The organism is Paenibacillus silvae (genome assembly GCF_014639235.1).
Taxonomy (GTDB): domain Bacteria; phylum Bacillota; class Bacilli; order Paenibacillales; family Paenibacillaceae; genus Paenibacillus; species Paenibacillus silvae.
This window is the reverse complement of sequence record NZ_BMFU01000002.1, coordinates 306,111-332,543: the sequence shown is the minus strand read 5'-3', so window position 1 is coordinate 332,543 and position 26,433 is coordinate 306,111. Positions and strand designations below refer to the sequence as shown.

Genomic DNA, 26,433 nt, shown 5'->3' with positions numbered 1-26,433 from the left:
CGTGCCATTCTCACTATGTGTTACTCAATATATTTTTACTATAGTTTAGTTCTAATCATTAGTATGTTTAAACCGCAATTATAATATACATCAAATTAGGAGATTATAAATGGATATATATTTCAGAGAGTCGGTTGTAGAGGATGCTCCAACATTACTTCGCATACAAAAGGCTGCATTCAAAGATGATTTATTGAAATATGAAGATTTCGATACAAATCCTGCTTGTGAATCTATTGAGTTACTAGAATATAATATTATGAATTTTCACCATTTGACTATTGAAAAAAACTGTAATCAGATTATAGGAGCGATCGACATTCGCAGAAATAAGGAACGTATACACATAAATAAGATTTTTATTGACCAAGAAATTCAAAACAAAGGAATTGGTACTTATGCAATGCAACATATTGAGTCTTTATTTACAGATGTGAGTCTCTGGACTCTTTATACTCCAAGTTTAAGTTTCCGCAATCATCATTTATATGAAAAACTAGGGTACAAGAAAGTGAAAGAAATACAAGTTAATGACAAGCTAGTTTTATTTAAATATGATAAAACAACCCATTAATATTAGCGAAAATTTCAATGTCCGGAGCCTTCGTTATATGCGGCTTGGTAGAGGACAGTTCCTCTGCAATAAATGGTTTGAGGTATAAGAACAGTTTGAGTAAAACCGTAGTCAATATTGTGGACAATAAAAAAGGAATCTTGGAGCAATTACAAGGGTTTTCAATTACTAAAGCTAGTTTGTTTCCAGAAATTGAATGCCTGAGATGCTTTCCGTTACAGCACTAATTGTAGGAAAAGGTCTCGGTGGGAAAGTTGCTCTCATAACAGATGGTAGGCTCTCGGGTGGCTCGCATGGATTTGTAGTCGGACATGTATCACCTGAGACACAAGTAGGTGGACCGATCTCTTTGCTGAAAAATGGAGACATTATCACCATTGACAGAGCGATATTCAGGAAATAATGGTTCAAGTGCCAGAAGAAGAGTTGGCTGCTCGAACGCAAGAGTGGGTACAACCTCCACTGTAAGTAAGTTCCGGCGTACTCGCCAGTGGTGTGCATGAAGCACGCGAAACAAAAAAAACGCTCAAGAATGTCGCATGAAAATGATGAAGATTATGTTTTGTAAAGATTAAATTTCCCCCCCCCCCAATTACTGTCGAGGGACAAGAACTTGTACCGATTACCGTATTGGACAAGAACATGTTCTATTTCCGATTAGATGTATATCTAATCGGAATTTTGCCCTTAAATGCATTAAACAGCTGATCAATGCGATCAGCTGCTTTTGTCAACTAACGGGTAGGATAGTGAGGATTAATTAGGGGGAACCGTACCATAAATAGGGTGAAAAGTTGAGTTGAAGCTTTAATGCTAAATATATCAGGAATAGTTCTCCATCATTTGACATAAATAATTTCGAAAGTCTTCAACATAGGTTTTGGGCTCTACAACTTTTAGATGAGTGCCGAAGCTTGCTAAAAGTTGAAATCCCATACGATTTTGTGGGACATAAATGGTTGCTAATAAAAATCCAGAACTATGGTCTTCAATACTTCTTCGACCATACCTTTCGATAATTTGATCTTTTATGCTAGACGATATCCATGCCTTAATCGTGACGAATTCAGGTAGATAATTTGCTTCGTGTACTTGCTCTGACCAATCGTCTCTAGGATGAAACGCGCGTTCATCCATAGTAATATGATCGATCCGAGATAACTTGAAAGTTCGATATCCCTGTCGATGTAAACAGAATCCTTTCAAGTACCAACTCGATTCGCTAAAATGCAGCTCGTAGGGCTCGACCATTCTATTCGTTACAGCCCCGTCCTTATCTGTATAATCAAACGAAACCAACCTCTTTTTTGAAATGGATTCTTGACATGTCTTTAAGGTTTCAAGAATCTCGGACCGACCTTCCCAATCATAAAATGACAGCTGAATGGAACGATTCAGAGACAATGGACTAACCATTGCCTCTATTTTTTTTATCGTTCTTTCCACTTCTTCAGTAAGGAGGAGTTGTTCCAATCCGCCGAGCGCAGCCAATATATTCTGTAAATCGGAGCTGCTTAGAAGGCGTTTATCGACCTTGTATTCGTCCATTATGCCGTAGCCGCCTTTGACGCCAATGACAGAGTAGATCGGGATGTTACATAAGCTCAATGTTTCCATATCGCGAAGGATCGTTCTTTTGGAAACATGGAATAGTTGTGAGAATTCCGTTGTAGAAACAATCTCTTTCCTCAGCAATATCATGATAATCGAAATGAGTCTCTCCACTTTGTCCATAATTGCCCTCTTTTTCTACATGAATTCAGAACGGTGACAATAAGATGTCACCGTTTATCCATTATACTACATATATCACAAGAAGGAGGTTTTGATTTAATGATTAATCCACCCGATTTTCCCAAGCCCACCCTTATTTCAGTCAATGGAGTGGAACTCGAAGTGTTTGAAGCAGGCCGAGAAAACGCAGGAAAACCTATTGTACTCTGCCACGGCTGGCCAGAGCATGCCTTTTCTTGGCGCCATCAGATGGACGCACTTGCCGCAGCGGGCTACCATGTCATCGTCCCCAACCAGCGGGGTTACGGCAACTCATCCCGTCCGACAGAAGTAACAGACTATGACATTGAACACTTGTCGGGTGATCTCATCGCGCTTCTCGATCACTATGGATACGAGGACGCTACCTTTGTCGGTCATGACTGGGGTGCATTCGTCGTTTGGGGACTGACCTTGTTGCATCCAAACCGCGTCAATAAAGTGATAAATCTGAGCTTGCCTTACCAAGAGCGCGGAGAAAAACCCTGGATCGAGTTCATGGAAGAAATATTTGGCGGCGATTTCTATTTCGTCCACTTCAATCGACAGCCAGGCGTCGCGGACGCCGTATTCGAAGACAATACATACGGGTTCCTTCGCAACCTGTACCGGAAGAACGAGCCTCTCAGAGCACCAGAGCCAGGTATGGCGTTGATCAATCTCGCCAGAACAGAAACAACGCTCGGTGAGCCCGTATTGAGCGAAAGCGAGCTGGCCGTTTACGTCTCCGCTTTTGAAACATCAGGGTTCACGGGCAGCATAAATTGGTACAGGAACCTTGACCGCAACTGGCGCTTATTGGCGAAAGTGAACCCAATCATCCAGCAGCCGACCCTCATGATCTACGGCGACCGGGATGTGGTTGCGAAGTCTGAAAACCTGACAAAGTTCGTGCCCAATGTGGAAGTGGTCAATCTGGATTGCGGTCATTGGATCCAGGAAGAAAAGCCGGAAGAAACAAACCAAGCGATTTTAAAATGGCTGGAACAATGGGAGATGTATTTTTTTTCAACAACCAAGAAGAGTTTAACGATTGGTTAGAAGAACATCATGCTGAAGCTAGTGAAATTTGGGTGGGCTATTTTGGGATAAGTACAGGGCGTGCAAGCCTTACTTGGTCTGCATCAGTAGATGTTGCTCTTTGTTTTGGGTGGATTGACGGTATACGAAAAACCATTGATAAACAAAGTAAGATTCGCTTTACTCCGCGCAAAGTAAATAGTGTATGGAGTGCTGTAAACGTAAAGAAGGTAAAAGCACTAATACAGCTTGGAAAGATGAGACCAGAAGGAATGCACGTCTTTAACAACAGAACCGATGCACAAGGCTATTCCTCTGAACAAAGAAACATGGAACTTGCCAAAGAATATGAAGAACAAATCAAGGCAAATCAAACAGCCTGGCTATTCTTCACTAATTTACCACCATCCTATAAAAGAGATTCTATCTGGTGGGTAATGAGCGCCAAGAAAGAAGAAACACGATTAAGAAGGCTTGGAATATTGATCGCTTCATCTGAAGAAGGACTAAAATTTCAACATTGCAAAAAAATATTACAGAATAAGGAAATATAAATAACAAAAGAATATCTATTGTTTCCCTGATCTTTAGGAGAGAAGAGCTACTGTATTTCTCAATCATTTAGGGTTTAATTCTCATCAAAAGTCAGAACACGTTTGGTAGCGTCAAGTATTTTGTGTAGTAAGATTATCCATCGGAATGTTGAATGGAATATAGATTGTTGTTGGTGCTGCGGGCAGAGCTAAATAAGAGGAGGAAAAGCCTCTTACTCCTCACGTGGACTGCTCCCGTAACGTTCTTGGTACATCGATTCGAATGCGGCTTTGGTATCGGGATCAACAAACCCGCGAATGGCTCTGCCACACCATTTCTCGTTGTAATCTGTTGCTTGCAGATAAATGATTTTTTCAGCCGCTCCAATGTGAGTCAAGCTGTTCATCGGTTTGAGACGTTTCCGGAGTTTTTTGTTCATTCGTTCGATTGGATTGGTTGTGTAGATGGCTGGCCGAGTGAGCACAGGGTAGTTGTAGAACGTGAGCAGCGTAGGCAGTTGCACTTCCCAGGACTTCACTTCCTTTGGATATAGCTTACGCCATTTGTCCTTAAATCCGTCAAAGATGGCGCGTGCAACGTCCCCGTCCACCGCGGTGTACACCTGCTTGAGATCATCCAGAAATTCCGTTTTATCCGTTACCCGAATTTTCGGAAACGTCGCACGAACCTTGTGAACGATGCAGTGCTGGACATCGGCTTTCGGATAGATTTCACGAAAGGCCTCTTCCAGACCGGGCAAGCCGTCGAATGCCCCCAGAAGCACATCGGTTGCTCCGCGTTTGTGCAGGTCTTTGAGCACTTCGCGCCAACCGTTTGAGCTTTCGTGCCCTCCAACGTAGAAGCCGAGAATTTGGCGAATGCCCTTTTCGTCTATGCCCATTACGACATAGACGGCCTCACTGCTCACCGAGTTACGCTTGAGTTTGACATAGAGTCCATCGAGGTAAATGACGGAATATCGCTTCTCCAGAGGCCGATTTTGCCACGTTTCAATATCCTCCATGACGGTTTGGGTGATGTTGCTAATGGTGGTTGGAGAGTAATGTGTGCCGAACATGGACTCAATAAACTTCGCGACCTCGCGTGTGCTCATACCGCCTTTATACATGTGAATAATGGCTTCCTCCAGCCATCCTTCACGCCGCTGATAGGGTTCAAATAAACGGGTTTGAAACAAGCCTTTACGATCCCGAGGAACCCGTAATGCCGGAATGGTACCATGTTGCGTTTGAAAGCTTCTGGAGTAATGTCCGTTTCGACTATTGCGCGTCTGTGGCTGTTCTGTTTTCAAGAAATTTTTGATTTCTTCTCGCATGATCAGCTCCAGTTTTTCTTGAAGCAGTTGGGTAACAGTATTTTCAAGTAGATTGTTAAACTTATTTTCGGGTATAGTAGTCATGAAGTAGGGCTCCTTCTTTGGTGATTCAGCAATCCCGAGGATACCCTACTTTTTTATGTTTTGGATAGACTCCAAATCATGGTACACAAACTATTGTACGTCACCGTTTAATGAAGGTAGAGAATATCCTCTTACCAAACTTATATACCTTATTCAATCTAAAGATATGAGTAAACAAAGCAGCACAATTCCCAACAAGTATATTAATCCAATTGCCTTCACAATCTAATAGGCTTTGTGTCGGTACAGCGCTTAAATGGGGTACACCTATTGGATCATCTGGTTTCTGTCCATTAGCCACCTGAACAGCATAATGTTGCAGCTGAGCATGAGTAGAATTATTTAATATGCTATCTCGTTGTGTAATATGAACAGGTATATCTGAAGCTCTAGGAGGCCGTGGAGTAACTAAGGATGCAGAGATCTCGAATTGCGGGATAGGGCAGGTTATAATCAAACTGCCTAACAATTCATATCCATACATATTGGAATATTATTCATTTAATGGTATTATTTCACAGAAGAGGGTGCGTATAAATTACGGTTTCAATAATGATTTTTGAGATCTGACCACTTTAATTTCGTTGGAAGAAGATGATCTGGCTATGCAAGATTACGCAGATTACATAATAGAGAATCCAGATGGTGAAATCTACTTAGAAATGGCACAGGCAGAAGCCATAAATTATGTTTTAGAAATTACTGAAGGGCCTCCGTCTGGGTTCATCAGCGAAAAAGGATGAAGTTATTTATTTGAAGGACATGTCAGCATAAAGACATGTCCTTTTTTAACACTATAACACCTGTTTGAAGCATGTGATATATTGATAAAAGAGTTTACTTATTATATAGAGGGGCGATAAAGATGGATGATAACGATAACAAGAATAAGGGTAAGGGTATCCTTGGACAGATAACAGATACCATTGGTTTACCAGCAGACTTAGTGAATAAAGCTGTTTCTTTTATGGGTCAAGTTATAAATCCTGTTGCTTTGGAAGCAGGGGGAATTCTCCATGATCAAGTACGATCATATCGGTTTAAAAGGCAAATCATTATGTTAAATAATACGCAAGAATATTGTCGCTTACATAACATTGATCCTAAGAAAGTTGCCTTAAAAAATATCGTTCCTTTACTTGAATATGGTTCACTTGAGGAAGAATAATCTCTTCAGAATATGTGGTCAAATCTATTAACCGATACGGTTATTTCAGAAAAAAATCATGAAAACACAGCATCCTTTATAGATGTTTTGAAGCAACTGACTCCTACTGACGCGAAAGTGTTACTTTTTATACATTCGTGGGTCAAGCCCTATTCACCTTATTTTGATAAAAATTCTGAAGAATTTTTGACTGAATTAGAACAAAATACTTCTGTAACGAAAAAACAATTACATGATATGCTGTATCGTAAATTTTTTAGGTTGGGTTTAGTAAATTACATTCTTGAAAATCAGGGAATATTGAGTGCTGAAGAAATAATTAAAGATATGGTTAAAGCACTACAAACAAATGATTACCATCACTTTGATTTAGAGAGTTATATGCCTATACAAAATAATTATGATTGGGTCTGTTTATCATCTTTTAGTGAATCGTTCATAGAAGCAGTTCAAAATAAATAGTGTTCAGCCAATTTTCGTTTTACATCATACTCCTGGATCTTTAGGAGTGTTTTTTGTCTTAAAGGAGCTCATGCTAGCAGGGTTACTCCACCCGGCACGGAGCCTAACCCCTATGTAGTAACCTTCTTCAAATAATAAAAGTAGGGATGGATCCACCAAAAGCATGGAGAAGAACCGGCATACTTGCCGATTCTTTTTGATGTGTGTCGGCTTTTCTCGCCTTTTTCCTTCCGCATGTTAACAGGGGGAAAGCGACTAGTCTTCCGGCAGGCCGAGCCTCCTGCTACGCACTCCCCCTCCCGGAAGCCAAGTCGCTCATCCGTTCGATCAAGGGGAACAACTTTTTTTCTTTCAAGAAGGACTTGGTCGAAAAAACTTTTATTCTGAGACCCTTGACCGCCCGGCTATCCCCCTGTTACCAAGCTCCGCGTCAAAAGGCAAGCCCCAGGCCATGCGGAAGTCAAATACACCAAGTAGGAAATTCAAATGACCATAAAACCTGCAGTTATGACTAAAGCACAAGCAAAATCTCTTGAGGGAATCAGAAAGTTTCGGTATACCAAAATCCTGAGCACATCCTGGATGTTCATCGTGCAGATGCGCTCAAGTTTCGCTATACCACAGAGGTAAGAGTTAACCGAATCCTTATCCAAAGAGCTCAAGGTCCGAGCGAGCTGATTCGGATTAAACACACTGTCTTCAGCTGGGAGGAGGCGGGTACTGTTCTAACCAATATGGGTCTCATTGCTCCAGTTGAAGGCTATGACAAGGTTGACTTCACAACCTTGTTTACCAATAGAGAAAGTTACACAGATTGCTACTCTCTTTGCAAGAATGATCAGTTTGCAGGAGTCTTCTCGCTCATGTTCGTAGCTTTTGTGAGTTCTACGCTGATTTATGTCATCCGCTTCCGAATCATATTCCGTCTCAAGCAGCGTATGAGGAGATGATTGCGGAGAGTGCAACCATATCTCTGAAGTTTTTAGACGATGTCCTATATCCGAGTGCTGGCTTGGACCCAGTCGATGCATCTGACTATCAACGAATTATGAACTTACCCAAGCCAATCAGAACAATCTGGACCAATGCTAAACGCAAGTCAGAAGGATCAAGACTCACTCTAATCGTTAGAAACAAAGAAGACATTCTATTAAAAGTGTTAGCGGATAAATACGGATATTCGGCATTTAGTAGTCGAGAGCTATTAGATAAGCGGCTTCAGAAAAGAGGGCTCACAATTGGGAAGGAGATCCGGAAGAATGTCTTTCATATCAACGGTACATTTCAAACATTGATGATTCCGGATCAAAAACCATACTTACATTTGCCACAGTGGCCATTTCGACGAACGGGAGTATGGTTCGGACTTATAAAGAGGTCACACCTGATGGTATCAACTTCTATGTTGTTCAGAATTATCCGGAAGTATTCAAATTTGATTACAACAAACCAAGTGGGCAGTGGTACTTGAATAAATTTTTTAGACGGTAGTCCTTCAGCAGCTTGAGCGCCGCCTTCCCGCTTTGTGGAAAAGCGGACCCTATCAAGACATCCAGGAGGGAACAGTACGTATGAAACAAATGGCCATGTTTGAAATTAATGAGAACAATGAACTTGTTATGAGCTGAAAAGGACCGGTAGGAGAGAGTCATTTTCAGTTTTCGGCTCCGGTCGGCTGCACGCCGACCAATCACATGCCTAATCTAACCTGTGAAGAATGGAAGCTGAAGATCCGAAACGCAGCGTTCACTGGAGAGAATTCTTCCGAGCTTGCCAATAAAGCACTACCGAGCTTGGATCGATTACCAGAACTAGAACCAGGTCAGAAAGTATGTGCATCCTACAGTAACGGGAAAGACAGTCAAGGCTTGATGATCCTGGCTACTATGAAGTATCCCAAAGACAAAATCATGGCATTGTTCGCTGATACCAAAGATGAGTGGCCGGAGACATACGCTTTTCAACCCATTTTTGAATCCTGGATAGGGATCCATATTACAACACTAGAATCAGAGGGGATACATAAGATGCTGAGACACCGAATACCGTTCTGGCCGATGATGAAACGGCGACACTGTACAAATAATTGCAAGATGATCCCTCAGCGGGATTACCTAGACCAACAAGGGTATGACAAGGTTCGTTTACAAGGACGTGCTAAGAATCCACCAAAAGCAAAGTTTCGAAATGGGGAGCTCCTGGATGTGAAATATCCTGCACCCGTGATGCTATGTGGTGAACGTTGGTATGAATCAACGAATAGAGCGGAGTTATCGCACGATTCCAGGGATGACGTAATTTTAAGATATCCCCACCGTCCAGTTCTTGAATTTAACGATTGAAGAGATCTGGGAGCTGATTTTCTGGATGCGTACTCCGTACAACTGTCCAAGGACAAGAACATTGTTCCATTCAAAGTCGCTATTATAGCGTTTTTTTTGTTTTAAGGAACCAAGTTATTGTCCAAAGCGTAGGACAAGAACTTGGTTCCTTTGCCGAAAAAGACAAGAACATTGTGTCATTTCCGATTAGATTGTTATCTAAACATCATTAAGTAAACAGCTTAAACATTTTGAGCGTGATTTAACATTATTCTGGGTTAAGAAGAATTGCTTTTTTTCGTATGACAACCATCTTTGCTAACCGGAAACATAACTCCCCGACTAAAATACCACCTAATATATCTGCAACGACATGCTGTTTGACAAATACCGTTGAAACAATAATGAGTATTGAAATGATTGCTATGAATAAACGTATAGTAGGGTTAAAGACATGCCCACCTCTTAACATAAGGTAGCTTGTTAATACGTGAATACTTGGAAAACAATTATAAGGTTGATCCGTTGAATAAACGAATTGAACTAATCGAGGGATAAATCCCGTCTCGTTTTGCATGTCCGGGCGTTGAATGGAAGTTTGAAATAAAGCAAAGAAAATATATGAAATGATTAGTCCGCTGCATAAGGCAATTAACGTTTGAAAGTAGACCATTCTGTTCCGAAATGCAAGGGCGATCAATACTCCAGTAATGAAAGGATACCAAATTAAATAAGGGACGATAAAGCCGGGAATAAAGGGAATTAGAACGTCCAAGTTCATCTGAAGACTAAACACTCGATCTCCTGCACGGTTTAAGACTCCATAAAAAATATTTAAAATTGGGACTGCTAAAAGCCATAGTAGTGACAACCATTCTGATCTATAGGAAGGTTTTAAATTAGTCATGAAGTCCATCCTTTATTTTAGATTTTGCTTGTTCGAAGAGTTGATGTATCTGTTTAAAACAACGCGTAAAGAGCCTCAAACTTACATCTTAGGTTGCCGAGAAATCAATTTGATTAACTCCGCTGTAAGTATAGGGAGTGCAATTCCTGAGGGGTAGGCCAGATATCTAGCTTGCCATTCAGGAGAGAACTTTTCTTTGTAACGTCTTAGGCCCTCAAAACCATACCAGTAACCACCGTATCGAAATACAAGGCGGGCTAATTTCTCTTCACGATGGGCATTTGGATTTTCACCAACTCGGGATAATGGAGACATTCCCAGATTGAAATAGGCGTATCCTTGTTCTTTTGCCCACTCCATCAGACTTACAAATAAGACATCCATCGTACCGTTCGGTGTTTCGTTTAAATGTCTCATTAGATCAATCGAAATCACTCTGTTGTGGTTATCATCCGGGGCTAGTGTAGCGAAAGCCAAAATTTCGCCTTCGGCACCCCGTAGTAGAGCTAGTGGGAATCGCTGTAAATACGTCTCATCGAACCAACCTAAGGAATAAGTTTTTTCTGTGCGGCCCCCTAACCATTCATCGGAAATCAGACGTAACTCGGATAACAAATCAGGATGATATGGGGGAGTATGCAATTCAAAGGTTTGTCCCTCGCGTTTGGATTTGTTAAGGGCTGTCCGGAAGTTTTGATTTTTTTTGCCACTCAGCGAGAACGTTTCCAGAGGAACCAGAGCTTCTTCTCCGAGTTTGAGAAATTTATATCCATTCTCATGATAAATCGGTAAGTATTCAGGTGTAACCTGATAAAATACGACGGACAATGAGAAACACTTGGCATACTGTTGAAATTCCTGAATCGCTTGACTGATAAGATTTTTGTTTCCTAATGGGTCGCCGAGCACGATTAGTTTATGGCGTATACGAGAATAGGGGATCAACACCTGATGATCCTGTGCCCAGTAAAATTGTTTATCTCCTAAATAAAGAAGGTGAGTCAAGGAATTTCCTTTTTCTCTGGTCATAAATTCATTTAACTTCTCCAGACTGCTCTCACCAGATTGCACATGTGCAGGACGATATGGACGTAGAGCAAAGAGGGAAGCTAGTAAAATGAGAATGCCGATACTCTCAACAAAAATTGTAATGGTGTATTCATGAGGGTTTAACAACCATTGCTGTAAAGAATCGGGTAACTTATTCAATAAGACAGGATGAATAGTTGACTTTTGGGCTCTAATCATGCAAAAGACTACAGTTAAAAAAATCATAAGAGAACTCCAGGTCCAGAAGCTGATTCTAGATATTCTAGCGCTCTGGCGGTTAAACCGCGAACGAGATATCCATAGAAGTATGGTCACAAATAGTAGAAAAAGGGCTTCCTCATAATCGAATCCTTTTAGAAAGGTGAAGACAGCTCCAGCTAACAGTAGCACTACGGTCCATTGGTAAGCTCTTTGTGTGCGTTTAAGAATACCTCGAGATACAATAATGAGTAGGATAGCCACTATCACAGAAAGAAGTGCAGAAACGTGCATGATCGGTAAAGACAAGAAGTGCTCCATAAAGTGTAAACGGTAACTTAAACCCGGACGAGCGGCAGATATCAGTAAGATGATTCCACTGACCAAGACCAGTTTTTCAAGTAACCACGCCCCAACACCGCTTAATCCATTAAACCGCGTAGGCCAACCCCAAAATTCTTCCCATTTGTTGCGAACTGTTGTTATACCCATTGAGGCAAAGCTTTTGATCTTCGCATTGTGTAGAATTACTTCAAACGCTGCCAATAAGATACCCAAAAGCCAGGGCAGTATAAAGTAAAACATACGGAACATGAGGATGATGGCGACAGCATTTGTAGATTCAACGCCTAAAGATTGAAGACCCAGAACCGCAATTACATCAAAAGCACCTATCCCTCCCGGAGCCATACTAATTGTCCCCGCTATGGCAGCTACGATATAGACACCGAATACAGATGAAAAGGGTAGATGTACGGAATGCAACGAGGTGATGAGCCCAAATAGTATCCCGGCGCAGGCCCATTCTACGATTGATGTACATAAAGAAAACATGACTACCTTCCACTCCAGCTTACGCTCTCCCTTGTTAAACCACTTTGCAAAAATGGAAGACCGCTGCATCAACAAAAAGAGGGGGAAATAAAGTGAAACGGCGATTACTCCAAACCGGAGCCATGCATGTTCGTTAAAAATAGCTTCTGCAGGAAATAAACCAGTAAGAACAAACCAACCAAAGAACGCTAAGCCAACAAAAATGACGGGAGATAGAAAAATCACGGCTGGCCCTATTTTGTTGATAGATACACCGCTGTTTTTATAAAGATACGTTCGTAGACCCGCAGCAGTTAGACCAGCAAATCCGATCATATTGTTAAATGTGTTGGCAATCCATGCATAGCGAAAAGTCGTCATCCAATGGATGTCCAACTTAAATTGTTTTTGAATTAAATAATCATATGAACTCATAACAGCTACTGCAATAAATGAAGCAAAGCATAGGAGAGTCAAGTCGGAAATAGACATCATTTTGAGTTGAGACATGACGATGGGCAGATCTATATTTTGAATCTCGTTCCTTCCAAACCTATAGATGATGATTAAAATGACGAGGGGAATAAAAATTTTCATCGCTTTGGATCGAAAACAATGAATGATAAAATGTGTAGTTTTATGGTTTCGAAGCAAGTCATACATGATTAGTTATTCAGGCCACCTTTAAAATACTGAAGTAAGAAGAACGATTTGTTGTGTACAACGATCATAATGAGAAAAAATAAGGAAATCATGAGTAAATTTCTAAAGAAAATCTAAAGATTATATCGATCTCATTCAAACAAGCTGCGAATAAGGATAATATATTCTGAAAGCGACAACATATATTTTGTGTGAGGAAATATAACATTAAGTCGTAGTGTATTATACGTTCGGATTATGAACTAAAAATGACCGGATAAGCAAGAAAACTACCAGAATTGGCAGATCGTATTGTATGACACCCTTTAACGTAATAGAGTATTAACAATATTCAAGTGTGTTAGTGAATATATCAGTCCACGATAAGAATAATCCCATTACTCTAAGAGGAAGAAGACAGGAGATGGTCCAATGTTATCCCAAGTATTGATTGAGAGGATGCTTAATGCGGCGCTTGAAACGGGTGGAGATTTTGCCGAAGTGTTTGTTGAAGACAAGACCAGTTCCACATTGAACATGGTGGGCGGGGTGCTTGAAAGAGCTGTAGCGGGCCGTGATTTTGGTATTGGGGTTCGTATCCTTAAAGGAAGTTTTTGTGTGTATGCATACACCAATGATTTTACAGAAGAGAATCTAATTAAGGTCGCTCGTTCTGCAGCCCAAGGTATTCGGGGGAATCGAAAGGAAATGGTTCTCAACTTGTTAAAAAATGAAAAGATCAATGTTCATAATATAGAAGTTCCTAATTATAGTGTTGAAAAAAAAGAGAAAGTCGAATGGCTTAGAAGAGCGCATTTCGCGGCAAAAGAGTATGATCCCGTGATCACTCAGACCAATATGACTTACAGTGATTCAATCCAGCATGTATTGATCGCTAATACGGATGGCATTTTAGTGGAAGATACGAGAAGCAGAAATATGATGAATTTTTTAGCTGTGGCATCTTCGGACTCTAACATGGAAACAGGGTATTTAAATCCCGGTTTTTTGGGAGGCCTTGAACATATCCAAAATCTCGACATTGAGTTTTATGCAAAAGAAGTCGCTAGAAGTGCTAAAACGATCCTAAATGCAGACTTTGCTCCGTCTGGTAAATTTCCGGTCATTATTGACAATGCTTTTGGTGGGGTTCTCTTTCACGAGGCCTGTGGTCATGGGTTGGAGGCGACATGTGTTGCAGATAATGCATCGGTATTCTCTGGGAAACTGGGAGAGTATATCGCCTCTCCGCTTGTGACCGCTTATGATGATGGTACGATTTTGAATCAATGGGGATCGGAGAATGTAGATGACGAAGGCATGCCTAGCCAAAGAAATGTGCTTATTGAAAAGGGAATTCTAAAGGGATACATGATCGATAAAATAGGTAGCCGCAAAATGGGGATGGCTCCTACGGGATCGGCAAGAAGAGAATCCTATCGTTATAGTCCGACGTCCAGAATGACGAACACATTCATTGCGGCCGGGGATTCAAAACCGGAGGAGATCATTTCCGATACGGAATTCGGAGTTTTTGCCAAGTACATGGGTGGTGGATCAGTCAATACAGCAACCGGTGAATACAACTTTAGTGTAAGTGAAGGATACATGATCAGAGAAGGGAAACTTGCAGAACCGATAAAAGGTGCAGCGCTTATTGGTGATGGTATGGACACATTAAAGAAAATTGACAGAGTTGGAAACAATCTTGATTTTGGATGCGGAATGTGCGGGGCCAAGAGTGGGAATATTCCTGTAACTGTAGGGCAACCCATGATCAGAGTATCGGAACTCACCGTTGGTGGAAGATAGGAGGAAAATATACGATGGATATCTATGAATTTCAAAAGCGGCTGTTTGAAAAGGGAAAGCAATATGGCTTTAGTGAGATGGAAGTGTTCTATTCCTCCAACAAATCAACTACGGTAAGTGTGCAAAATACAGTGGTTGTGGACTATAAAATCGCTGAAGTACTTGGTCTTTCATTTAGAGGAATGTATATGGACAAACTTGGGTATTCTTACTCTGAAAATATCAGCGAAGAATCTATAGATTACATTTTGAAGGAAGCTTTGGAGAATGCTCAAGTTATTGAAGTGCAAGATGAAGAGGAATTATTCGAATCTATTGAACAGTATGGGAGCGTTAATGCTTACTCAGAAAGTTTGGCCAACCTCTCCGTAGAAACGATGATTGAATCGGCTCTTCAAATGGAAAAAACAGCTCATCAAGCAGACGCTAGGGTTAAACAAGTGCTTGAGTGTAATGTATCTAAAGCAGTGTATGAAGTATCTATTATGAATACCAAAGGTCTGAATTGTCATTCGAAAAGTTCGTCTGCGAGCGCAGTCGTCTATGTTATGGCAAGTGAAGATGAACAGGCAGCAACCGGCTTTTATTTTGATTTTACATTGACGGATTTTGCTAGATTGGATGTGAACCATATTGCAAAAACAGCCGTAGCTGAAGCGGTTTCCAAATTAGGAGCTGTATCCTTACCTTCAGGAAGTTATCCAATCATCTTCCGCTATGATACGGCTACAACATTGCTAGGCTCTCTCGTATCAAATCTGTCAGGCGAAAATGTGGAGAAGGGACTATCCAAGCTACAACATAAACTGAATGAAAAAATAGCTGGATCGAACATTGACCTTTTTGAAGATCCATTAATGGTAGGTGCCCCTGGTGCAACCACGTTTGATGCAGAAGGTTTTCCTACTCGAAAAACGATTTTGATCAAATCTGGAACACTCCTAAGCTTTTTACACAATCGGAAAACAGCCAAAAAAGTTGGTGCCCAATCAACCGGGAATGCTTCTAAACATAGTTATCGCTCTACAATCGCAGTGGGTCCTCACAATGTGTATCTCAAGCCTGGAAGAAGAAGTGTTGATGAACTTGTTCAAAGTACGGAAGAAGGTATTTTCATTATCGAATTACAAGGTACACACGCCGGAATCAATAGTGTATCGGGTGACTTCTCCTTATACGCTGGAGGTTTCCTCATTGAAAATGGAAAATTGACTAAACCGGTAAATCAAATCACTGTATCTGGTAATATTTTTGACCTTATGAATCACGTCGACGAGCTGGCAAACGATCTGATAATTCGCGGAAATATCACAGCACCAAGCATTAAGGTGAATCGTCTGGCTATATCTGGTCAGTAATCAATTATGCAGTTTTGGATGTTCAAGGGGGAGTTTTCGTGGAAAGTCAAACACATACTAAGCCCATTACGACGTTGAGTAGCTTGCACGATGAAAAGCGACATGCCGGAGTGTGGAGGCCATTCCTTCGTCTTATAGCTTCAGTGAAGCTTCCATATTTTTGGATTATTTTATGTGTTATTGTCACTATGTCTCAAAGTACGATAGCACTCCTTTTTCCTCAATATGTCCAAAAAATATTGGCCGGTGATATAAGCCAGCGTACGATTCTTATTAATATAGCCTTGATATTCGGGATGGGTGTAGTTGCCAGTGTATCGCAGTTCGTGGGGGCATTAACCAGTTCTAAGATTTCTTTGCGCTTTCGCAAGTTTATTTGGCGTAGACTTATACGACTTCCCATCCCCTATTTTGACCGGAACAAACCAAGGGAATTGATCAGTCGCACGACGGAGGACACAACCCGGTTAAGCAGCTTTTTTGCCGTAGATCTAGGAGGAATCCTTTCTTCCCTATACCTGCTCATTGGTACATTTGTGATTCTATTTAGTTATAACTGGCGTCTTGCTGCGGTTGAAGCGTTCATTATTCCACTTGTTATCGTAGTTGGGATTGTGAATGGGCGGCTTAGTTACAAATGGACGAATCGGGTGCAACGAAGTCTTGCGAAGTTGACGGAGTTACTCTCAGAGTTGCTAGTAAACATTCCCTTAATTAAAACTTTTACGAAAGAAAATGTAGAGGAAGAGAGAGGGAAGGAGTATATTGATAAGCTATATTTAGCTAAACTCATGTTTACTTTTATAACCAAGTTAATCCGCTTATTAAACGAGATGATTAATGTCCTTCAGACGATTATTGTCATTGTACTAGGGATTTATCTTGTTTCCAAGAATATCATAACACTGCCCGTTTGGATTGCATTTTATCTGTACGCCCGATCCCTCACCAGTTCTGTAGCTACGGTAATGAATTCATGGGCAAATTTGAAAACATGCCAGGGCGCAGTGAGGCGATTAAGCGAAATCACATCTGAACCGTTGGAACCATATGAGAGTGTATCGCAAAAGATGAAACCGAACGATGAGCTGTCATTTGATCAGGTTACATTTAGTTATGCTGACCATACCGTATTACGTAACGTAACGTTTAACATCCCTTCGGGCAAAACAACCGCCATTATAGGGCCGAGTGGAGCGGGGAAATCGACAATTTTTAATCTGATTGAACGATTTTACAAAGCAGATGAGGGCGTAATCAGGTTAGGTGACCTTTCTATCGATCAATACAATCTGCAAGAATGGAGAAATTCCATTGGTTGTGTTTCTCAGGAGACGAGACTGTTCTCCGGTACCATTCGTGAGAATATTACGTATGGCCTTGATCGTAGTGTGAGTGATGAAGAGATCATTGATGCTGCTAAAGAGGCTTTCGCATGGGATTTTATTTCCTCCTTTGAGCTTGGATTAGACACCGATGTGGGCGAAGGGGGAAACAATCTATCAGGTGGGCAAAGGCAGCGAATTGCAATTGCTCGTGTGATTCTTAAAAACCCCGGTCTGCTATTGCTTGATGAAGCCACTTCAAATTTGGACGCGGAGACAGAATCGATGGTGAATCAAGCATTGAAAAAACTGTCTTCAGGCCGAACAACGATTATTATTGCCCATCGTCTATCTACGATTGAAGCAGCAGATCAGATTATCCTGTTAGGTGATGAGCACGTCAGAGATGTTGGCCATCATACAAGCTTACTTGAGAGAAGTCCTATCTATAAACAAATGATTGATATTCAAAAGAGCTTTTAAAGCTGGTGGGGGTGGAGAAATGAGTCGTGATTCTAATCAAGAACAACGTTGGGGAACGTTCATGAAGCTGCTTCTCCGATCAAAACTGCCATGGAAATGGTATGTCGTCCAGGTGATCGGCGGTGTGATATTATCCACAGCTACAGTAAAAATACCACAGTTAGCTGGAGAGATCATGCAAGGTAATATTTTCGATAACCAGCTTGTCACTCGATTCATTGTCTTCACCATAGCTGTGACGTTATTCAGTGCAGCTGTCGATTTTTTTACCGAGTGGGTTAATCTGAACACGGATCGTAATTTAGAAAAATCCATCTGGAAAAAAATAATACGAATGCCTATGCGGTTTTTGGACCGCTTGAATCCATCATCGTTAACAAGTCGTGTAACCAGCGATGCCTCCACAGTCAGCCAGGGACTAAGTCAGTTCTTCTCTCTTTTTTATGTGACCTATGCACTGATCTTAACTTTTGTAACAATATACTCCATGAGTCCAGAGATGTTTGTGGCCCTGTTCCTCCTGATACCGTGGGTCTTGATTGTAGCCATATTTCCGGGAAGATTTATGTTCCGTGCACAGAACAAAATACAATCCCGATATTCCGAATTTACAAATTATGTGACTGAGCGGTTAGGGAATTTGCGTTTCATTAAATCGGCCAGCGCCGAAAAGTTTGAAATCAACAATGGAGATCAGACGGCAGAAAGTCAGTATAAATCCGAAATGTATTTAGCTAAAGTTAATCTGTTTACGTTACCATTTATTCTTTCAACGCAAGGCGTTTGCCTTGCAATCATACTCGTGTACGGTGGAGTGCTAATCAACCGGAACGAGCTTGAGATGGGGCAGTTAATTACGCTGTTTATGTACTCTCAGATTATCCCTGCTTATGTGAATCAATATATCCTTTGTTATCAGGAAATCAAACGAGCGCAGGGCGCGACGCGAAAAATCAGTGAAATTGTAGAGTCAGATAGTGAGTTGGTTGAGCGTAAGAAATCATTTGCTATTCCAGATGATGACATCCGGTTTGAAGGCGTTTCTTTCAATTACGGTAGAGAAAATATACTTTCAGAGCTGGATTTTGTAATCCCTAAAGGGAAAGTAACTGCAATCGTCGGTCCCAGTGGATCGGGCAAAACCACGATTTTGAAAATGCTCGAACGGTACTATGAGCCTAATGCAGGTAAGATTACATTTGGCAATGTACCCATTGAGGATATTCATTTGAATGAGTGGAGGCAGGCGTTTGGATACGTTCCTCAAAACAGTGCTTTATTATCCGGTACGATATGGGATAACATTGTGTATGGTCTGGAGCGCAATGCGACAGAAGAGGAAGTCATTCTTGCCGCCCAGCAAGCTAACATATATGAATTTATTAAGAAACTACCTGAAGGGTTGCATACGGAAATTGGTGAATTAGGTTCCAAGCTATCGGGTGGTCAGAGACAGCGCATTGCCATTGCACGAACGATCATTAAGAATCCTGATTATTTAATTCTGGATGAAGCGACATGCAGTCTGGATCCCCAAAGTGAACAAGAGGTTCAGAAGGCGTTAAATAATCTTATGCAGGGTCGCACAACCATCGTAGTAGCGCATCATATTAAAACCATAGCCAGTGCAGATAAAATCATTGTTGTAGAGCAAGGAAAAGTGAAGGCGACAGGACAACATCAGCAACTGTATTGTGAGGACGCTCTTTATCGGAAATACTGTGATCTGCAATTTATCTCTTAAAAAAGATGCTAATTATAAAGGAGTTCTGAGATGTGATTCGGGAAAATAGTTCGACCTTTTTCATTCATGGAGAGACTGCCACGCATAAAAAGATGGGTCCAATTGTTAGTCAGGTAATACCGGCTGTCGGATATTCTTTCTCTGACCTTGAGAGTGCCATGGACACGGTATCTGGTAAGGTCTCAGGTAACTTCTATGGGAGGTACGGTAATCCAACCACACAGACTTTACAAAGCAAAATAGCTTGTATGGAAAAAGGCGAAGCAGCTCTGGGAGTAAGCAGCGGAATGGCGGCAATTTCAAGTTCTTTGTTAGCTTTCCTTCAACAAGGTGACCATATCATCTGTACCAAAGATGTATACGGGGGGAGTTACAAGTTTCTAACCCATTTTGCGTCGTGTTATGGTATTTCGACGGACTTTGTAGATTGTACGGATTTGGATGTTGTTGAAGCAGCGATCAAGACAAATACGAAGGTACTTTATCTCGAGACACCTTCCAATCCTTGCCTTACGATACTTGATATAAAAAAGCTGTCCGATTTAGCGCACTCCTATGGCTTGAAAGTGATTATCGATAATACCTTTATGACTCCGTTCTTGCAGAGGCCCCTAGAGTTGGGGGCGGATATTGTTATACACAGTGCAACAAAGTACCTGAATGGTCACGGTGACGTGATAGCCGGTTTTATTGTTGGCGATGAAAAATCGATGGATATGATGAATCGAAGAATAGTCGGTGATCTGGGACAAGTCTTGAATGCCTGGGATGCATTTCTCATAGAAAGGGGATTGAAGACTTTAGGAATCCGGATGAAACAGCATTGTCAGAGTGCCAGAACAGTCGCCGAATTTATGGATAATCATACAAGTGTCAAAAAGGTTTACTATCCAGGTTTAAGCTCGCATCCTCAGCATGAATTAGCAAAGAAGCAGATGGAAGATATGGGGGGAATGGTGTCATTTGAATTGGAAGGTGGTTTTGATGAGGCGAGAACATTTATTAACTCTCTTCAGATGGCCATGATCTCTTTTAGTTTAGGTGATCCTGAAACACTTGTGCAGCATCCAGCCACGATGACTCATGCTTCCGTACCGAAGGAAGAAAGAATGATGTGCAACATTACGGATGGGCTGATTCGATTATCAGTTGGCCTTGAAGAAACAGAAGATATACTGTTTGATATTCAACAAGCTCTCTCACGGTTATGAAAAAATGAGCAAGGTGGCAAACGAGCAAAGAACATGTCGTTTGTCATTTTGCTCATTTAATTGATTTCCCTTAAATCATCAATGATGGTTCCAAACCTTGTTTGATATCGGGTAGTGAATTTCATTGATATCATTTTTTGCGACATACGTATACAAATGCAGGAGGAAAATTGGAAGGTACAAAGGCGACGTCTTCGATGATAAAATAGTGGTTTAATGTGCGTTTCATTTGAAGAGAAAACTGATAAACAATAAGTGTGCCTCCGGGTTTCAGGGCTAACTGAATCTGGTCCAATATTCGCTGTCTCATCTCATTAGAAAAATTGAAAAAGGGCAAACCACAGATGACACAGTCTACGCTTTGGAGATCTTCCTGAGTGATTTTTTTATATAAATATGAGGCGTTTGAACTGACTTGGAAGTGAGGGTACGTCGATTTCAAGCGTTTTCTCATACCAGGATCCCGTTCGAATAAAAAAACTTTTGTAGGATCAGCAATGTGATGTTGCACTAATCGAGTTATTGCCCCTGTACCTGAACCAAGCTCGGCTATGGAACTCACCTCGTTCCATGGCACCGAGTGAACCACCTTTTGCGCTAACCATTTTGAACTCGGTATAACACTTCCAACCCGTTTCGGATTCCTCAAAAATCCAAGCAATAAAAGCAAGTAATTGTAGAACTTCAAGTCTTTCTCCTCCGTAAAACATCATGATGGTGTGAGTGCATCTTAATCAGGTTTGTGTATAGGCAAAGTGATTTTAAACGTAAACCGAGTGTCTACATGATCTAATGCTATGGTACCGTGGTGTAATTCCACAATATTTTTGGAAATGGAAAGGCCCAAGCCAGAACCGGTCTGAATGCCCTCACTACTTCTGGAATGGTCAACTTTGTAAAAGCGATCGAAAAGTTTGTTTTCTTGTTCGCTCGTGAGAGGTGTTCCGTTATTCTCGATTTCTAATGTAATCGTTGGAAACTCCTTTTTGATCCGAACATAGATTATTCCGGGTTTAAACGAATACTTCAAGGCATTCATTAGCAGGTTATCGATAGCTCTGGCTAACTTGTTGCTGTCTATACTCATGATAATCGGAGAATCACCGATATCTTTCTGGAGTTGTATATGGTTCTCTTGAGCGATAGGCTCAAAATCAAATAATAATTGATCTACGAGTTGATATAAATCAACTTGTTTGTAATCCAATGTGGCATCCACTGAATTTAACTTCGTATATTCAAACAGGTCATCGAGTAATTTTTTCAGATGAATAGCTTTATTATAGGTGTTATTCACAAATCGATCGTATTCTTCCTGATTTTGAAACGTATTGGTTCTCAAAAGCTCAATATAGCCGATGATGCTTGTAAGAGGGGTTCTGAGATCATGTGAAATACCCGTAATCATTTCCATTTTGGAATTTTCGATCTCACGCTCTTTCAGCATCTGCTTTTGTAAACGTTCGGTCATTTGATTAATATTATGAGCAACTCGCCCGAGTTCATCTTGGCGATTCATGGATACACGATAACTTAGGTTTCCCTCCGCTATGGTCTGAAGTCCACGTTCCAAGGACATTAAATCTTTCACAATACGTCTCGTGGACAGTAAAAATGTCAAGATGAATATCAGAACAAAAAAGGGTGTAATGAAATAAGGGAAGAGAGTTCGAATCCATTCATTCTCCCACCCATTCATATTGGTTATGAAAAAAATGAGAAGATTATTTATACCAGCCGCAAGCATGGCGCTCAATACAACGCGAAGCAAGAGGTTAACTTGAATTCTTTTTTGGGGTTTCTTAAATAGTCGCTTCAATTTTATACCCAACTCCCCAAACCGTTTTAATGTACTGAGGGCTTCTAGGTGTTTCCTCGATTTTTTCTCTTAAATTCCGAACATGAACCATAACGGTATTATCTGAATAACCATATGGCTCGTTCCAAACCGTTTCATAAATGTGCTCCGGGCTAAAAACTTGTCCAGGTCGACTGGAAAGCAACTCTAAAACAGAAAATTCCAAAGGGGTTAATGCGATTTCTTTGTCGTTTTTCTTAACGGAATGTTTACTCTTGTCGATGATCAGATCTCTAATGATGATAAGGTCTTTGACTTCTTCTTTTTTGTTCAGTAACGTCTGGCGCCGGAGCTGGGCTCTTACCCTGGCCAAAAGTTCTAACGGATTAAAGGGTTTGGTCATGTAATCATCAGCACCCGTAGTTAACCCTGTAATTTTATCAATGTCTTCTTCTTTGGCTGATAACATAATAATAGGGACGTCGGAGATCTCTCTGATTTTGAAGCAGGCCTGAATGCCGTCCATCTTTGGCATCATGACGTCGAGGATCACAAGTTGGATGGAGGCTTGGTGCTCGAACGCATGCAAGGCTTCTTCTCCATTAGCAGCCTCGATGATTGTGTATCCTTCATTACGTAAATATACGTGGATGATATCTCTGATCTCAGGATCATCGTCTACAACAAGAACGGTATTCATTGGGATGGCTCCTTTTGTGCACTAAAATAGAATTTCAAAATCATGAATGATTCAATAGCGTTTCCTTTTTTCGACATACGTATACAAAAGCTGGAGGAATGTTTAGTGGAACAAAAGGAATCGTCTCAATAATAAAATGCTCAGAAAGTATCTTCTTCATCTGTAACGAGTATTGGAAAGCAATGAATAATCCTCCAGGTTTCAAAGCCTGTACAATTTGATCCACCAATGTTTTTCTTAATTCAGATTCGAAGTTGAAAAAGGGAAGACCGCTGAATATACAATCTAATTGTTCGATCTGTTGTTGCTTCATGCATTCTACCAGATTTGCTGCATTTTTATAACTTGAATACTGAGGGAATTCCTGTTCCAGACTTGTTCTCATCGTATCATTCATTTCAAACAATAGCACTCTCATTGAATCCGTAACATGATTGCTAATATGCCTTGTAATTGCTCCGGTTCCCGATCCGAGTTCAGCAATAGCCTTCACCTCACGCCAGGGCGCTTGTTTGACCATTTTTTTAGCTAGGAACCTGGAACTAGGAATGACACTTCCTATGTGTTTTGGGTTTTGCATAAAGCTGCGTAAAAAAAACATATTTTCTTTGACTTTCACCTTGATGACCCCCATCTTAAGTTAAGAATTTAAATCTTGTTGAGTTAATGAGCCATAGGCTCAGGTTTGTAAAGCAGGAAGCTTGTCTTAAAAAGGAAGAACAGAAAGCAGGCGTTCGCCGAAAAAAGTACCGATTGTAAACAATAGCATTGTCCAGAAGATTGCAACGGAGTATGAAACCACAGCAAATTTTCTGTACTTTACACCGCTTAGCCCGATCAATAAAGGTAAAAAATATCGGACGACGGGAATAAACATGCCAACACAGATAGCATTATTCCCTTTACGGTCTAAAATGTTCTCCGCTTTTTTATAATGTTTATTGGTGTGGAATTTTCTCTTTAAACTCGGACCAAAAAATTTACCTGCCAAATAAAAAAGTGTCGTTGCGGTTAACAATCCCATTAAGATACAAAAATATGTCAGCCACGAATTTATTACTCCGCTATGACTTAAGATCGCCGCGGTAAGAATAGTGATTTCGTTTGGAATGGGAACCCCAAATGGACCTAACGAAAAGGCAAAGAAGAAAAACAAATAACCATAATGATGCAGAAATTCTAAAATTGTATGGATGACCATTCGTTTCCCTTCCTCTCTCGTGATGATGTCTACATATTACTCATGAAAACTAAGGATTTTATGAGCATCTTTCTAAAGAAAATCTAAAGGTTTGTATTTGCTTCATTGCGTAGAGCCTTGTCTATCCAAGGGTAACGTTATAAAAACGCTATTGTTAATATGGCTTAACGATAAAGAGCCTCCGTGCTTTTCGATGATTGTTCGAGCTATGGATAGTGCGAGCGCTCTTTGAGACTGAATTTGATGGGATTTTTGCACAGCATTATATAATGTTTTTTGATGTGCAGGACTGACAATGGATTCCGTTTGATGCTCAATACCAATCATGATATTGTTCTTCAACACGTTCATTGTGAAACGAACAACCCCATTATTGTTTGAATAACTCATCGTTATTTTAAGAAGGTGTGTTATGGCTGCAGATATCTTGCTTTTATCAATCTGAGAATGGATCGGAAATAAGATCAATTCTTTTTTTAATTTGACTCCTTTTTTCTCAGCTAGCGGAATCAAGCCGAAGATGACCTCATCAAGAAAAAAGGAAAGGTCTGTATCTGCAAAGTTGAAACGGTCTTCTGTGAAAGTAAGTCGGGACAATTCAAGCAAATCATCCATGATTTCTTTCAACTGGAGTGCGTCGTCATAAATGATCTGTAGAAGGGTTGAGTATTGTTGTGAATCCTTGGCTGAATGGATCGTTAAACGCTCAACATTGCTGATCAAGTGAGTCAATGGAAGATATAATTCTTCACTTGCCTTTTTTATTAAATCAATGCGACTGTCCTCCAGCTGGTTATGCTTCTTTGTTTCGTTGTGAATATGATTCAGTATGGTGTTGAGATTCGATGAAAGATTTTTGAATTCACTTATGTGCATATCTGGAATTCTGTATCCGAGATCACCTTTGGCGATGGTTTGTACAGAGTGATTAATCACGATTAAATCTTTTACAATATGACGCGTTAAAACTAGGAACGACAGAATAAAAGCAATCAAAAAAAGAATCGGGATGAAATAAGGCAAGTGTTTATAAATGACAAAGGTTTCGCTCAGATATGCAAATAGGGCTAATGAGAATGTGAAAACGAACGTAGAGAAAAATCCAATCAAGAAACTGATAGCCGCACTAATCAAAATATTCGTGCGAATATTACTGTTGCGAAATAATGATGATGAAAAATGAATCAAATCAATCACTCCAATGACCGGCGCTTTTACTTACCTGACTTCATTCATCATCATAAAGAGAACCTATAAAGAACTTCTGGTGAGAAATCTAAAGAAATTCTAAAGATTGCGTTCTAAGCTCTCCTCTTTACTCTCTTTTCTGGTACGATGAATGAAAACTTAGGACACACTATGATTTATTGTTTCGAGTGAGCATGTAGCATATTTTCAATAGAGGAGGAGCTCAATTTTAGATTTTTTCGGATGATATGTTATATTTTCTTACTCATCCATCCTCTGAATGAACAGAATAAGCACGTTTTCTACCTGAATAAACGAGGTGTATAGACGTGGTGTGATTATGATGTTAGCATTATGGACATGAAGAACTATTTTTTAATAGGGGAGGAAAATAAGTATGGCCATTACGAATTACAATGCTGCAACGTATGAAGAAATCATCAATGAGGGGTTCACTATTGTTGATTTTTACGGAGAAAAGTGCGGACCTTGTGAATACTTGTCTGATGTTTTAGATGAGCTTATTTTTGAAATGCCTTTCCTTGATATTATTAAGGTAAATACAACCGTGGAACATGACATGGCTGAGAAGCACAATATTCGCGGGGTGCCTATGGTTCATTTCTATAAAGACGGGAAATTGGTTCAAGACCAAGTGGGAAGTATGACTTTGCCGCAAATTAAAGAAATCATTAGCAATATTATGTACTAAGAGAGACTGGCTAAAGAGA

Annotated in this window: 23 protein-coding genes and 1 pseudogene; 14 read left to right on the top strand and 10 right to left on the bottom strand. The window is 40.5% G+C overall.

What is annotated here, in order from left to right; all coding sequences use genetic code 11:
- Positions 1 to 109 precede the first annotated feature (109 nt).
- Both IEW26_RS07570 and IEW26_RS07565 read left to right on the top strand, forming a co-directional pair.
- On the top strand, positions 110 to 574 hold the full coding sequence (locus tag IEW26_RS07570; RefSeq protein WP_188591921.1) for a GNAT family N-acetyltransferase: 465 nt from the start codon (positions 110 to 112) through the stop codon (positions 572 to 574).
- Between the two features lie 196 nt (positions 575 to 770).
- A pseudogene (locus tag IEW26_RS07565) lies at positions 771 to 1,039 on the top strand (dihydroxy-acid dehydratase); the annotation flags it as partial.
- A gap of 357 nt (positions 1,040 to 1,396) precedes the next feature.
- On the opposite strand, the gene IEW26_RS07560 reads toward IEW26_RS07565, so the two are convergent.
- Positions 1,397 to 2,308, bottom strand: a complete 912-nt coding sequence (locus IEW26_RS07560; RefSeq protein ID WP_188591920.1) for a helix-turn-helix transcriptional regulator — start codon at positions 2,306 to 2,308, stop codon at positions 1,397 to 1,399.
- A gap of 99 nt (positions 2,309 to 2,407) precedes the next feature.
- Between IEW26_RS07560 and IEW26_RS07555 the strand changes: the two genes are divergently transcribed.
- Together IEW26_RS07555 and IEW26_RS07550 are read left to right on the top strand one after the other, a co-directional pair.
- On the top strand, positions 2,408 to 3,388 hold the full coding sequence (locus tag IEW26_RS07555) for an alpha/beta fold hydrolase (RefSeq protein WP_188591919.1): 981 nt from the start codon (positions 2,408 to 2,410) through the stop codon (positions 3,386 to 3,388).
- Positions 3,325 to 3,921 (top strand): YdeI/OmpD-associated family protein, encoded by a 597-nt coding sequence (locus IEW26_RS07550; RefSeq protein ID WP_229729727.1) that lies wholly within the window; start codon positions 3,325 to 3,327, stop codon positions 3,919 to 3,921. Before IEW26_RS07555 ends, IEW26_RS07550 begins: the two co-directional genes overlap by 64 nt.
- Before the next feature lie 212 nt (positions 3,922 to 4,133).
- On the opposite strand, the gene IEW26_RS07545 is transcribed toward IEW26_RS07550, so the two are convergent.
- A complete protein-coding gene (locus IEW26_RS07545; RefSeq protein WP_188591918.1) occupies positions 4,134 to 5,321 on the bottom strand; it encodes an IS256 family transposase in 1,188 nt (395 codons plus the stop codon).
- A 605-nt stretch (positions 5,322 to 5,926) separates the two neighbouring features.
- Here IEW26_RS07545 and IEW26_RS07540 point away from each other — a divergent pair.
- The 4 genes from IEW26_RS07540 (at position 5,927) to IEW26_RS30730 (ending at position 9,293) form a co-directional block, all read left to right on the top strand.
- Positions 5,927 to 6,064, top strand: a complete 138-nt coding sequence (locus tag IEW26_RS07540) for a hypothetical protein (RefSeq protein ID WP_229729726.1) — start codon at positions 5,927 to 5,929, stop codon at positions 6,062 to 6,064.
- A gap of 122 nt (positions 6,065 to 6,186) precedes the next feature.
- Entirely contained in the window at positions 6,187 to 6,489 is a 303-nt protein-coding gene (locus tag IEW26_RS07535; RefSeq protein WP_188591916.1) for a hypothetical protein, read from the top strand.
- Between the two features lie 12 nt (positions 6,490 to 6,501).
- Complete coding sequence (locus IEW26_RS07530; protein WP_188591915.1) at positions 6,502 to 6,951, top strand: Abi-alpha family protein; 450 nt, start codon at positions 6,502 to 6,504, stop codon at positions 6,949 to 6,951.
- A gap of 1,694 nt (positions 6,952 to 8,645) precedes the next feature.
- Positions 8,646 to 9,293 carry a phosphoadenosine phosphosulfate reductase domain-containing protein gene (locus IEW26_RS30730; RefSeq protein ID WP_188591914.1) on the top strand — a complete coding sequence of 216 codons (648 nt, stop codon included), beginning with the start codon at positions 8,646 to 8,648 and terminating at the stop codon, positions 9,291 to 9,293.
- A 247-nt stretch (positions 9,294 to 9,540) separates the two neighbouring features.
- On the opposite strand, the gene IEW26_RS07520 is transcribed toward IEW26_RS30730, so the two are convergent.
- Together IEW26_RS07520 and mprF are read right to left on the bottom strand one after the other, a co-directional pair.
- Entirely contained in the window at positions 9,541 to 10,179 is a 639-nt protein-coding gene (locus IEW26_RS07520; RefSeq protein ID WP_188591913.1) for a phosphatase PAP2 family protein, read from the bottom strand.
- 81 nt (positions 10,180 to 10,260) lie between these two features.
- Positions 10,261 to 12,837 (bottom strand): bifunctional lysylphosphatidylglycerol flippase/synthetase MprF, encoded by a 2,577-nt coding sequence (gene mprF / locus IEW26_RS07515; RefSeq protein WP_229729725.1) that lies wholly within the window; start codon positions 12,835 to 12,837, stop codon positions 10,261 to 10,263.
- Between the two features lie 477 nt (positions 12,838 to 13,314).
- On the opposite strand from mprF, the gene IEW26_RS07510 reads away from it, so the two are divergent.
- From IEW26_RS07510 to IEW26_RS07490, 5 genes are all read left to right on the top strand, one after another.
- On the top strand, positions 13,315 to 14,694 hold the full coding sequence (locus IEW26_RS07510; protein ID WP_188591911.1) for a TldD/PmbA family protein: 1,380 nt from the start codon (positions 13,315 to 13,317) through the stop codon (positions 14,692 to 14,694).
- 14 nt (positions 14,695 to 14,708) lie between these two features.
- A complete protein-coding gene (locus IEW26_RS07505; RefSeq protein ID WP_188591910.1) occupies positions 14,709 to 16,052 on the top strand; it encodes a TldD/PmbA family protein in 1,344 nt (447 codons plus the stop codon).
- 38 nt (positions 16,053 to 16,090) lie between these two features.
- On the top strand, positions 16,091 to 17,860 hold the full coding sequence (locus tag IEW26_RS07500; RefSeq protein ID WP_188591909.1) for an ABC transporter ATP-binding protein: 1,770 nt from the start codon (positions 16,091 to 16,093) through the stop codon (positions 17,858 to 17,860).
- A gap of 61 nt (positions 17,861 to 17,921) precedes the next feature.
- The gene (locus tag IEW26_RS07495) at positions 17,922 to 19,604 is read left to right on the top strand and encodes an ABC transporter ATP-binding protein (protein WP_229729724.1); all 1,683 of its coding nucleotides are present in this window, start codon (positions 17,922 to 17,924) and stop codon (positions 19,602 to 19,604) included.
- Positions 19,605 to 19,636: 32 nt separating this feature from the next.
- On the top strand, positions 19,637 to 20,815 hold the full coding sequence (locus IEW26_RS07490; protein ID WP_268237026.1) for a trans-sulfuration enzyme family protein: 1,179 nt from the start codon (positions 19,637 to 19,639) through the stop codon (positions 20,813 to 20,815).
- 130 nt (positions 20,816 to 20,945) lie between these two features.
- On the opposite strand, the gene IEW26_RS07485 is transcribed toward IEW26_RS07490, so the two are convergent.
- The 6 genes from IEW26_RS07485 to IEW26_RS07460 all read right to left on the bottom strand — a co-directional run bounded on the left by IEW26_RS07485 (position 20,946) and on the right by IEW26_RS07460 (position 25,702).
- On the bottom strand, positions 20,946 to 21,503 hold the full coding sequence (locus IEW26_RS07485) for a class I SAM-dependent methyltransferase (protein WP_188591907.1): 558 nt from the start codon (positions 21,501 to 21,503) through the stop codon (positions 20,946 to 20,948).
- Positions 21,504 to 21,545: 42 nt separating this feature from the next.
- The gene (locus IEW26_RS07480) at positions 21,546 to 22,634 is read right to left on the bottom strand and encodes a sensor histidine kinase (RefSeq protein ID WP_373288438.1); all 1,089 of its coding nucleotides are present in this window, start codon (positions 22,632 to 22,634) and stop codon (positions 21,546 to 21,548) included.
- Positions 22,618 to 23,313, bottom strand: a complete 696-nt coding sequence (locus tag IEW26_RS07475) for a response regulator transcription factor (protein WP_188591906.1) — start codon at positions 23,311 to 23,313, stop codon at positions 22,618 to 22,620. The genes IEW26_RS07480 and IEW26_RS07475 overlap by 17 nt, the downstream gene beginning before the upstream one ends.
- 40 nt (positions 23,314 to 23,353) lie before the next feature.
- A complete protein-coding gene (locus IEW26_RS07470; protein WP_229729723.1) occupies positions 23,354 to 23,932 on the bottom strand; it encodes a class I SAM-dependent methyltransferase in 579 nt (192 codons plus the stop codon).
- A gap of 87 nt (positions 23,933 to 24,019) precedes the next feature.
- A complete protein-coding gene (locus IEW26_RS07465; protein ID WP_188591904.1) occupies positions 24,020 to 24,514 on the bottom strand; it encodes a DedA family protein in 495 nt (164 codons plus the stop codon).
- Between the two features lie 102 nt (positions 24,515 to 24,616).
- A complete protein-coding gene (locus IEW26_RS07460) occupies positions 24,617 to 25,702 on the bottom strand; it encodes a HAMP domain-containing sensor histidine kinase (protein ID WP_229729722.1) in 1,086 nt (361 codons plus the stop codon).
- 397 nt (positions 25,703 to 26,099) lie between these two features.
- Here IEW26_RS07460 and IEW26_RS07455 point away from each other — a divergent pair, with 397 nt between their 5' ends.
- Positions 26,100 to 26,414, top strand: a complete 315-nt coding sequence (locus IEW26_RS07455; RefSeq protein ID WP_188591902.1) for a thioredoxin family protein — start codon at positions 26,100 to 26,102, stop codon at positions 26,412 to 26,414.
- The last annotated feature ends 19 nt before the right edge of the window (positions 26,415 to 26,433 follow it).

What these genes read in the sequence shown, in the direction of transcription:
- IEW26_RS30730 (WP_188591914.1), top strand. Translation starts at nt 8,646, where the DNA reads ATGCCTAATCTAACCTGTGAAGAATGGAAGCTGAAGATCCGAAACGCA.
- IEW26_RS07510 (WP_188591911.1), top strand. Translation starts at nt 13,315, where the DNA reads ATGTTATCCCAAGTATTGATTGAGAGGATGCTTAATGCGGCGCTTGAA.
- IEW26_RS07535 (WP_188591916.1), top strand. Translation starts at nt 6,187, where the DNA reads ATGGATGATAACGATAACAAGAATAAGGGTAAGGGTATCCTTGGACAG.
- IEW26_RS07545 (WP_188591918.1), bottom strand. Translation starts at nt 5,321, where the DNA reads ATGACTACTATACCCGAAAATAAGTTTAACAATCTACTTGAAAATACT.
- IEW26_RS07530 (WP_188591915.1), top strand. Translation starts at nt 6,502, where the DNA reads ATGTGGTCAAATCTATTAACCGATACGGTTATTTCAGAAAAAAATCAT.
- IEW26_RS07505 (WP_188591910.1), top strand. Translation starts at nt 14,709, where the DNA reads ATGGATATCTATGAATTTCAAAAGCGGCTGTTTGAAAAGGGAAAGCAA.
- IEW26_RS07465 (WP_188591904.1), bottom strand. Translation starts at nt 24,514, where the DNA reads ATGGTCATCCATACAATTTTAGAATTTCTGCATCATTATGGTTATTTG.
- IEW26_RS07550 (WP_229729727.1), top strand. Translation starts at nt 3,325, where the DNA reads ATGGCTGGAACAATGGGAGATGTATTTTTTTTCAACAACCAAGAAGAG.
- IEW26_RS07520 (WP_188591913.1), bottom strand. Translation starts at nt 10,179, where the DNA reads ATGACTAATTTAAAACCTTCCTATAGATCAGAATGGTTGTCACTACTA.
- IEW26_RS07560 (WP_188591920.1), bottom strand. Translation starts at nt 2,308, where the DNA reads ATGGACAAAGTGGAGAGACTCATTTCGATTATCATGATATTGCTGAGG.
- IEW26_RS07475 (WP_188591906.1), bottom strand. Translation starts at nt 23,313, where the DNA reads ATGAATACCGTTCTTGTTGTAGACGATGATCCTGAGATCAGAGATATC.
- mprF (WP_229729725.1), bottom strand. Translation starts at nt 12,837, where the DNA reads ATGAAAATTTTTATTCCCCTCGTCATTTTAATCATCATCTATAGGTTT.
- IEW26_RS07540 (WP_229729726.1), top strand. Translation starts at nt 5,927, where the DNA reads ATGCAAGATTACGCAGATTACATAATAGAGAATCCAGATGGTGAAATC.
- IEW26_RS07455 (WP_188591902.1), top strand. Translation starts at nt 26,100, where the DNA reads ATGGCCATTACGAATTACAATGCTGCAACGTATGAAGAAATCATCAAT.
- IEW26_RS07555 (WP_188591919.1), top strand. Translation starts at nt 2,408, where the DNA reads ATGATTAATCCACCCGATTTTCCCAAGCCCACCCTTATTTCAGTCAAT.
- IEW26_RS07495 (WP_229729724.1), top strand. Translation starts at nt 17,922, where the DNA reads ATGAAGCTGCTTCTCCGATCAAAACTGCCATGGAAATGGTATGTCGTC.
- IEW26_RS07570 (WP_188591921.1), top strand. Translation starts at nt 110, where the DNA reads ATGGATATATATTTCAGAGAGTCGGTTGTAGAGGATGCTCCAACATTA.